The 9,771-nt window shown below is 41.4% G+C and carries 6 protein-coding genes and 1 other RNA gene; all 7 read right to left on the bottom strand.

The window, feature by feature from the left end; all coding sequences use genetic code 11:
• Positions 1 to 8: 8 nt before the first annotated feature.
• The 7 genes from radC to gpsB all read right to left on the bottom strand — a co-directional run bounded on the left by radC (position 9) and on the right by gpsB (position 9,561).
• Positions 9 to 689, bottom strand: a complete 681-nt coding sequence (radC, locus tag ACYQ21_RS06625) for a RadC family protein (RefSeq protein WP_460056693.1) — start codon at positions 687 to 689, stop codon at positions 9 to 11.
• 194 nt (positions 690 to 883) lie between these two features.
• Positions 884 to 4,600: a phosphoribosylformylglycinamidine synthase gene (locus tag ACYQ21_RS06630; protein WP_460056696.1), complete on the bottom strand. Its 3,717-nt coding sequence runs from the start codon at positions 4,598 to 4,600 to the stop codon at positions 884 to 886.
• 4 nt (positions 4,601 to 4,604) lie between these two features.
• A complete protein-coding gene (gene purC / locus ACYQ21_RS06635; RefSeq protein WP_460056698.1) occupies positions 4,605 to 5,327 on the bottom strand; it encodes a phosphoribosylaminoimidazolesuccinocarboxamide synthase in 723 nt (240 codons plus the stop codon).
• 434 nt (positions 5,328 to 5,761) lie between these two features.
• Positions 5,762 to 7,498: a cell division site-positioning protein MapZ family protein gene (locus ACYQ21_RS06640; protein ID WP_460056700.1), complete on the bottom strand. Its 1,737-nt coding sequence runs from the start codon at positions 7,496 to 7,498 to the stop codon at positions 5,762 to 5,764.
• 1 nt (position 7,499) lies between these two features.
• On the bottom strand, positions 7,500 to 8,651 hold the full coding sequence (locus tag ACYQ21_RS06645) for a THUMP domain-containing class I SAM-dependent RNA methyltransferase (RefSeq protein ID WP_460056702.1): 1,152 nt from the start codon (positions 8,649 to 8,651) through the stop codon (positions 7,500 to 7,502).
• A gap of 70 nt (positions 8,652 to 8,721) precedes the next feature.
• Positions 8,722 to 9,118, bottom strand: an RNA gene (gene rnpB, locus ACYQ21_RS06650) — RNase P RNA component class B.
• A 56-nt stretch (positions 9,119 to 9,174) separates the two neighbouring features.
• A complete protein-coding gene (gene gpsB / locus ACYQ21_RS06655; protein ID WP_460056705.1) occupies positions 9,175 to 9,561 on the bottom strand; it encodes a cell division regulator GpsB in 387 nt (128 codons plus the stop codon).
• Positions 9,562 to 9,771: the final 210 nt, after the last annotated feature.

Consider the following 9,771-nt stretch of genomic DNA (forward strand, 5'->3'; position numbering starts at 1 on the left):
TTTCTAATTCAAAACATCAAGCCACTTTCCTGAAATGAAAAATAACGTTGATGACCGATGATGATATGATCAATCAAGTTGACACCCATATAATCACAGGCGTTTTCCATTCGGTCTGTAAAGACAACATCAGCCTCTGACGGTTTAGGGTCACCAGACGGATGGTTATGAGCAATTAAAATCCCAGCAGCTAGGGTTTTTATCGCAAAATGCAAGATCTCTCGGGGATTCGCACTGGCTGAATTAACGGTACCGACAAAAATCGTCCGTTTTTTGATGATTTGATTTTTACCATCCAGATAGACTGCTACCAGATGTTCCTGATCAAAGTCGGACATCTCGTCTATCAAAGTCTTCGCAAATTGCTGCGCACCCTTAACTTGACCATAGCGTTTGCGCTCCGTCGTCTGGATACGCTTGCCCAGCTCCATCATGGCTCGAATTTCAACGGCTTTACTCATGCCTATCCCAGAAATTTGCATCAATTCTTCAATACTAGCCCTACGAAAATTCTCTAGCGTTTCAAAATGTCGGAGTATCTGACCCGATAACTCCAAGACTGATGACTGAGCCGTACCTGTTCGCAGTAAAATAGCGAGTAATTCTTGATCAGATAAATACTTCTCTCCAAGTGTTCTCAGGCGTTCTCTCGGTCTCATGGGGTAGTCTGCTTCTCTTATTTCGTACATTTTTTTATCCTCTAACTCTATATACGAAAAATATTGGCAATTTGCTTATTATTTTTAACACTTTCTGAGTATTGCTAGAATAAAACAAGCCACATCAATCTGTGACTTGCTTTTATATTGGATATACACTCAAAATAGATTAAGCTACTGCCATTAAACTTATTGTTACCACTTGATGGCATATCGGTATAAGTTTATACGCCTCTAAAATAAGCCACGGCACTCTCAAAGAGTTGCTGATCTTTATGACCGGGGATATTTTTAAATAGGCCTGATTCGTAACGTTCAGAATGCCCCATTTTACCGAGAATCTGCCCGTTTTTACTGATAATGCCTTCAATGGCTGCGACTGAGCCGTTTGGATTATAGAAAGAATCCATGCTTGGCTTACCTTCAAAATCAACGTATTGTGTGATGATTTGACCATTGTCAATCAGCTCAGCGAGTTCCCTTTCAGAAACGACAAACTTACCTTCACCGTGAGAGACTGGAATAGTATGAATATCACCAACTTTCACACCTGTCAACCAAGGTGAATTGGTGTTGGTAATTCTTGTCTCAACCATTTTAGCAACGTGCTGATTGGCATCGTTATAGAACAAGGTTGGGGACTGATTAGTCAAGCTATCAAATTGACCATAAGGCAGCAAGCCCGATTTAACTAAAGCCTGGAATCCATTACAGATACCAAGAATCAAACCGCCATGCGCAATGAAAGCATCAATAGCTGATTTAACTTGCTCATTCAAAAGAATGTTAACAATGAATTTTGCTGAACCATCAGGCTCATCTGCGGCTGAGAAACCACCCGCAAACATGAGAATATTCGCTTGCGCGATATTGGCAACCATTTCTTTGATAGAATCCGAAATATCTAAAGTACGGAATGGCACGATCTTAGCCTTAGCTCCTGCTGCTTCGAAAGCTTTAGCCGTATCATACTCACAGTTAGTACCTGGGAAAACTGGAATATAAACAAGCGGTGTCTTGATTTTAGCTGATGCTTGTATTGTAGCATGAGATACTTTTGTCTCAACTTCTACTAGGCTATCATCTTGTTCAAACAAGGTCGGATAAACTGATTCTAGTGGGCTTTCATAGCTTGAAAGTAACATCTCGCCTGAAAGGCTGACACCATTCACCACGAGGTTAAAGTCTGTCGTTGTGCGACCGATTTTTGTAACACTTGCGATTTCTTCAGGTGAGGTAAAGATAAAGCCAGCAAACTGCGCTTTGATGATATCAGAAATATCAGATAAGGCAAGGTCTGCACCGATATGATTGCCGAATGTCATGAGAGCAATTGCTTCACCAAAGCCACCTGCTTTGGTGGAAATGGCTGCTGTGATTTTGTGTTTCGCCTGTAAGTCAGTTAGCAAGTCAAAGTTCGATTTGATAATGTCCCAATCGATTTTATCTGCGACCGTTACACCGGGAATATAGTAGATGTTTTCATCAGGTAATTTAAACTCTGGCGACAAAATGCGGTCTGTTTCAGACGTTGTCACACCAAAGGCAATCAGTGTCGGTGGCACTGTGATATCTTCAAAGGTACCGCTCATCGAATCTTTCCCACCGATTGACGGTAGACCGAGCTGTTCTTGGGCTTCTATGGCGCCAAGGAGAGCTGCAAGTGGTTTGCCAAAGCGTTCCGCTTTTTTATCCATGCGCTCGAAATACTCTTGGTATGAAAAGCGTGCTTTAGACCAGTTTGATCCCGTTGCAACCAAACGTGCTGTCGCTTCAATCACGGCATATGCTGCACCATGATACGGTGACCAAGCGGCAATTTCTGGATTGTAACCATGCGCAAGCAGGGAAACGGTATTGGTCACACCGTGTAAGACTGGTAATTTTTGAACAGAACTTTCAGTTGGTGTAATCTGATATCGCCCACCGATAGGTTGATTGACTGTTGAGCGACCGATTGAGCTATCAAAAATCGTTTGTAGGCCTTTTTGTGAAGCGAAGTTTAGCTCTGACAAGAGACCATTTAGGTCAGCATCCAACGTCTCTAAAGTTGATGTTTTATCAAACGGTACAGGCAAGTCTGAGTCGACGACTATCGCATCAACAACCACACGGACACCGTTTGTATCAAGGAATGAGCGTTCAATGTCAACGATTGTTTGACCCTTCCAAACCATGGTCAAATTAGCTTTTTCAGTGACTTCTGCGACTTGAACCGCTAAGATGTTTTCCTTAGCACATTCAGCGATAAATTGATCAACATCTCCTGCTTCAACGACAACAGACATCCGTTCTTGTGATTCAGAAATCGCAATTTCTGTCCCTGATAAGCCTTGATATTTCAAAGGAATTTTATCCAAATCAATGCGCAAACCATCTGCTAATTCACCAATGGCAACACAGACACCGCCAGCACCAAAATCATTAGATTTTTTAACGAGTTGCGTCACTTCTGGATTTCTAAACAAACGTTGAATTTTACGTTCTTCTATGGCATTGCCTTTTTGAACCTCAGCGCCTGCTGTTTCGACAGTTTCCTTGGTCTGAACCTTAGATGAACCTGTTGCCCCACCAACACCATCACGACCTGTTTTACCACCAAACAAAATAATGGCATCACCGGCTTGCGGTTTCAAACGCAGCACGTTTTCTTTTGGTGCAGCACCAACGACAGCACCTGTTTCCAAGCGCTTAGCAATAAAACTCGGGTGGAAATATTCCTTAACATACGTCGTCGCAAGTCCGATTTGATTGCCGTATGAGCTGTAACCATGGGCAGCCCCTTTAGAAATCACTTGCTGCGGTAATTTCCCTGCTCGCGTTTCAGAAATCGGCGCCGTGATATCTCCCGCACCCGTAATCCGCATGGCTTGATAAATATAGGCACGACCAGAAAGTGGGTCACGAATGGCGCCACCAATACAAGTCGACGCCCCACCAAAAGGCTCGATTTCTGTTGGGTGATTATGGGTTTCATTTTTGAACATGAGGAGCCATGGTTCTTTGACACCATTGACATCCACTTCAATCTCAACCGAACACGCATTAATCTCATCAGACACTTCCATGTCGTCCAAACGTCCATTGGCGCGCTCGTAACGCCCGAAAATCGTCGCCAATTCCATCAATGTCGTAGGCTTTTCGCTACGTTTGATGTCTTCACGCATGGCCAGATATTTATTAAATGTCGTTTGAAGTTGGGTCTTAAATTTTGACTGAGAGAAATCAATCGTTTTAAGTTCAGTCTCAAAGGTCGTGTGACGTGTATGGTCACTCCAGTAAGTATCCAAAACTTTCAATTCCGTTTCGGTAGGATTTCGGTCTACTGTCTTGAAATAATCCTGAATCCACAACAAATCCGCCACTTCCATTGCGAGTGAATAGGCTTGATGCAGGTCTGCAATCTCAGTTTCTGTCTTTGTAATGAAATTTTCGAGAACTGGAATGCTGTCACTCGCACCCGAGATGGTTTCTTCAGCAATCTCAGTTTCGATATTTTTAAAACGTGAGTCCACGGCGTTGAGCTGATAGGTCTTAATTTTTTCAAATTCTGAATCAGACAAATCTGAGTTGAGCAAATAAAGCTGAGCAGTTTTGACGATCGCATCATGGCTTGCGCCTAACAAGAATAGCGCCTCTTCCGCTGAAGTTGCGCGTTGGTCGAATTGACCCGGTAGCGCTTCAATGGCGAAAAATTTAGACTTACCAAGCGCTGATTTAACAACTTCATCTGTCAAAAGATGATCCGTCACTTTTTCAGAAAATATTGACTGCTCAGCAGCTGCCAAAATTTCGTTCGTCACATGAAAGACATCATAAACTTGGACGATATTGACAGAAGTCAGCGTTTCAAGTTGCAAATTATGCTGCAACTCTGTCAATAGGGCATGGTTTTTGACTTTAAATTGAGGTTTTTTAGCGACAAAAATACGTTTTTTCACGAGATTATTTTCCTTCAAATTCTGCTTGTAAACCGGCGAGGACTTTTTGATAAACTGGGATTAAATCTCCCAAATCACGGCGGTAGACATCTTTATCAACATGGTTATTATCAGCGTCCCAAAGACGAGAGGTATCAGGAGAGATTTCATCAGCTAGAATGATGGTGCCATCAGGCAAACGACCATATTCCAATTTGAAATCAATCAATTTGAGACCAATTTTAGCAAAAATTTCTGTCAAAATAGCATCCGTCTCAAGCGCTGCTTGTTTCAAAAAAGCAATCTCTTCATCGCTTGCAATGTCTAGGAATTTAACATGGGCATCATTGATAAAAGGGTCATCCAAATCATCATTTTTATAGTAAAATTCAACGATTGGTGTTGGGAATTTGACGCCTTCTTCAATGCCAAAACGTTTAGAAAATGACCCTGCTGTATAATTACGAACGACCACTTCCAATGGAATAATGTCAACTTTCGTATTTAATTGTTCGGTTTGAGAGACTTGTTCAATGAAATGCGTGTGGACACCACGACGATTCAGCTCACGAAAAATCAAGCTTGTAATCTGGTTATTGAGCTCGCCTTTACCTGCAATCTTGTCTTTTTTCTTGCCATTAAGTGCTGTCGCCTGATCTTTATAGGCTGCCAAAACAATTGTCTCATCATCTGTCAGATAGAGATTTTTTGCCTTACCTTCGTAGAGTAATGTCCGTTTTTCAGTCATGATTTCTCCTAATTTTAATATAAGGGTACCTCTAAAAACTCAGATTTGCCCCTTTTGGCTAAATTTCCTTATCGCGTCGTTAGTGCTCCGCACCTTGCAGTAGCAAATGGGCTTTCTGTGGCGAGTAATCGCAGCCACAAGGCTTGTCGCAATGCCTAGCCGAAGACAACTTCGTTGTCCTCATTGGTTGATTGAAAGCAATGCTTTCAACTAGAAAAATTTAGCTCAAAAGTCATCAAAAGCAGTTTTTAGAGGTACCCATAAATCTATCATAACGTAAAAATAGTTGAATTCATGAAAAAAACTGCCTGAATTAGGCAGTTTTTATCTCAAATGTTCGGTTTTCATACTATTTCCAGTCTCATTTCTGACTTAAAATCAGTAAATGTGCTAAAAACAGGGTTTCAAAGTTAGTACCTTATTGTGAGAACAAGTTAATAATCTAAGTCATCCGCATGGCCAGCAGCATTACCAACGAAGTAACCAGTTTTACAGTTAATCGAAACTAAGTAAGTGCCGTCAGGTTTATAGAGGTTGTAATAGCCGTTACCTTTTTGGATACTTGCAGGCAAAAGAATGTAGGCGTCGCCTGTGATATAACCGCGTTCACGACATTTTTGCAGCACTAATTCTCTGATACCAGGTGCCCAAGCATAGGCAGGATTACTGAGGTCTGCATTAGGGTCTACTGGAACACGTGAATTAGAAGTCACGATGATAACGTTTGGATATTGCGCTTGATACTGAGCAGTTGATAAGCCATAGCCTGATGATACTGGACCAGTTGATGAGTCTGCTGTTGCAGTAGCTGAGCCACTTTGCTGAGGTGCTGTCGTTGTATTTTCAGGTGCGGTTGGTTGTTGAATTGGCGCAGGTGTTGAAGGCGCGGGCGCAACTGATGACTTAGCCTTTTGTTGCGCTTGACCGTGGGCAACGGCATCCTTTAACAAGGTGTTTAATGCGACATTTTCAGTTGCCGTATAACTTAGCTTGACACCCTCCCGAACTTGCGCCGTTTTATCTAAAGCGCCATTTGTAATGATCGCTTTATCGAAATTTCCATTCATCGCTTTGATGGCCGTGATTTCCGACTTAAGTTCGTCTACCTTAGCTTTCAAAGTCTTGTAGTCAGACTGGTCTTTCAATTTATCTAACTCACTTGTCAGCTTACCGATATTGTCGAACTGGTCATTTTTTAATTTTGTCGCTTTATCGTCTACGAAAAATGTTGCATAAACTTTGTTAAAAGCAGCTGTTTTTTTAGCTTCCTCAGACTTTTTAGCCTCTGATTTTGCCGTTTGGGCAGCTTGCTTTTGGTTGGACTGGTCAACTTGATACCAAACTGTCCCTCCCACTGCTAATAGCAAGAGCGCACAAACACCAATGATAAGCGGCTTTTGATGCGATTGAGTCTCTCTCTCCAGAGACTCAATCGACCAATCCTGAGCACTCAATACCATTTCAGTCGTCTCTGGTTTAGCAGATTCTACAGGCGTTTCGGACTCAACCACAGTTTCTGTGGCGATAACTTGAGATTCAGATACTGTCGTATCAGTTAGCGGTATCACTTCAGAATAATTTGCAATTTCATCAGATTTTTCAGACACGGTAGGTTCACCTGATACTTGTTTATCATCATCAGCTACTAAAACGACCGTGTCAAAAGACCCTTGAATCTCTGGGAAATCAGGTTCGATTCCTTCAGCAGACTCCGTCATTTCTGATATGTCAGGTTCAGGTGCTGATTCAGATTCAAGTGCAATACCTGAATCAACTTCATCTGTCGTCGCCACAGCCGCTTTCAAATCAGACGGCATAGCATCATTTTCAGATGTCACTTCGTTTTCAGATGCTGCCACTGTTTCTGACTCTACTTCGTCTTCAGGTGCTACCACTGTTTCTGACTCAGCACTTGCTGCTTCACGAGCCGTTTGGACAAATTTATCCAAACTTTCAGATACTACTGCTGCTTTAAGTTGACGCTCTTTTTTAACAGATTCAATGTCAGATCTGTGCTGACGAATATACTTGTCAAGCGGACTTTCCTTTGTCAAATTTTCAGTCTCAATCTCATCAGATTTGACTGAAACTTGTTCAACTGTCAGATTTTCAGCATCTTTCATTGCCATTGTCTTTTCCTTGTAAGCTGTCTTTTTCTTTTTTTTAGCCATATTATTTTATTCTCTTACCAAAATATTGGTACAAATCTGTGCGAAGTCGACCATTGTATAACTTTCGTTTTTTGGTCGCCTTAGCCCCGTAATGTTTTTCGAACGCCAAATCACTTGTGATGATATATTTGCTCCAAGTCTCAAGAGGCTTGAAGGTTTCACCCATTTCTTCATAGAGCTGATAGGCTGCTGTCTCATCACCTAACCGCTCCCCATAAGGTGGATTAGAAATTAAGACACCATCTAATTTATCCGAGTGAAAATCTTGCAGACGCATTTGCTTAAATTGAATGGTCTCGTCAAGCCCAATCTCAAGTGCATTTTCTTGGGCGATTTGAATCATGCGACCATCAATATCAAAACCAGAGATATCCAGTTTGGCATCATAATTTGCTTGACTCTCCGCATCATCTCGAACTTTTTTGAATATCTCATTTTCAAACCAAGACCATGCTTCAAAGGCAAAGTCGCGGTTAAAACCAGGTGCGATATTCATGCCGATTAATGCCGCCTCAATACAAAACGTCCCAGAACCACAAGTTGGGTCAACAAAGGGTCGTGTCATGTTGGCGCGCCAGTTGGTCAACATGATAATGGCTGCTGCCATATTTTCTTTAATCGGTGCACCACCTTTATCCACACGGTAGCCTCGCTTAAAAAGTGATTCCCCTGTCGTATCTAGCATGATTGTCACCACATTTTTATGCAAAGCTACTTCGATTGAGAATAGCGCACCTGTTTCAGGGATTGGCACATTTTCAGGTCGATGGTAATGGACTTGCATCTTTTTTGCGATGGCTTTTTTAGTAATGGCCTGAATACTTGGTTCATTATGCAAGTCTGACTTGATAGCCTTCGCTTTAGCAATCGGAAACTGAGCGCCAAATGGTAAAATGTCAGCCCAATCCAACGCATACACACCTTCAAATAACTCATCGAAAGTCTTGGCTGAAAACTCACCAATAATGATCTTAACACGGTCTGCTGTTCTCAACCAGAGATTTGCTTTGGCAATCGTTTCTTTGTCACCTGAAAATAAAACACGTGACCGATCATCTAGTCTTGTCTCAATGCCTAAATCACGTAATTCTTGAGCAGTTAAACTTTCAAGTCCTGCTGCTGCAGTTGCTACTAAATTAAAATTATTTTTCATTTTGTCTTTTCCATAAGTCATCTATCTCAAAAAGGCTGGAGCTTTGCGCTCCAGCCCCTGTCATCCAGTTTTCTATAAGCCATGTTTTGTTCCAATTGACATTTCAGTCAACCTTCGATAATCATCTGTCTGCTCATTTTAGGGAATCCCAAAATGAGCCTCGTCGTACGTTCAATTTCCGCGTGACAAGTGCCCCTACCATAAGTTTGGGTTGCTCGCTTGAGGGGTTTACCACGTTCCACTTGCTAAGTTTCCAAAGCAACTCGTCTCTATGGCACTTTTACAGAATTTGTCGCATATCTTCGTAAGAAGACTTAGCTAAAATTCAGCCGTTAGGTCTGACACACCTACCTAGGCTTATTGTTTCGCCTAGCACAAACACTGCGGGCATCGCAGCCCGCGCGAGCATGGACTTTCCTCACGATTCACAAGGTTTGACCCAAGAAATCGCGCGATTATCCAAAAACTGGTTGTTAAAAATGCTTTAAAGTCATCACATTTTCCTATTTTAAGGACTTAATACTTATTCTACAGAAGTACCATTTGTTGCTTGGGCCTGTGGGCCAAAAACAGCACGTTCCAATCGATTTAAGCGTTTAAGGATATCAAAATTATTAGCTGATTTCGTCGTCACACGAGCGCCACCAACTGATTCAACTGTATCAGTAATTGGGGTAAACCGTTGTGTGTTTTCAGAAACTGCAACCTGCGATTTTGACTCAATGTTACGAATTTTTTTCTTCAAAAATTCATTTTCTTCTTGTAAAGCTAGAATTTCTTCTTGAAATTTTTCGTAATCAACAATGACATCATCTAATAAATCATTGACTTGGTCTTTATCATAACCACGCATTTTAACATCAAAATCTGCATCATAAATATCTTTGGGAGTAAAATTATAAGTTGCCATTATTCAGAGTCTCACTATTTCTTTTCGTTATACCCCAATTTTACCAAAAAAAATCCCCATTTACAAGGGTTACTTTAAGCAAAACACGGTCGTTTCATAAATTAGTCTTGAAAAATTAACCAAAAGTGCTACACTGCCATTAGGAGAACAATATGACACTACAAGAAAAATTTATGATTATAGAAGATTCACGAGATGAAAGATACGTTA

It is taken from the genome of Pseudolactococcus yaeyamensis, from assembly GCF_054658615.1.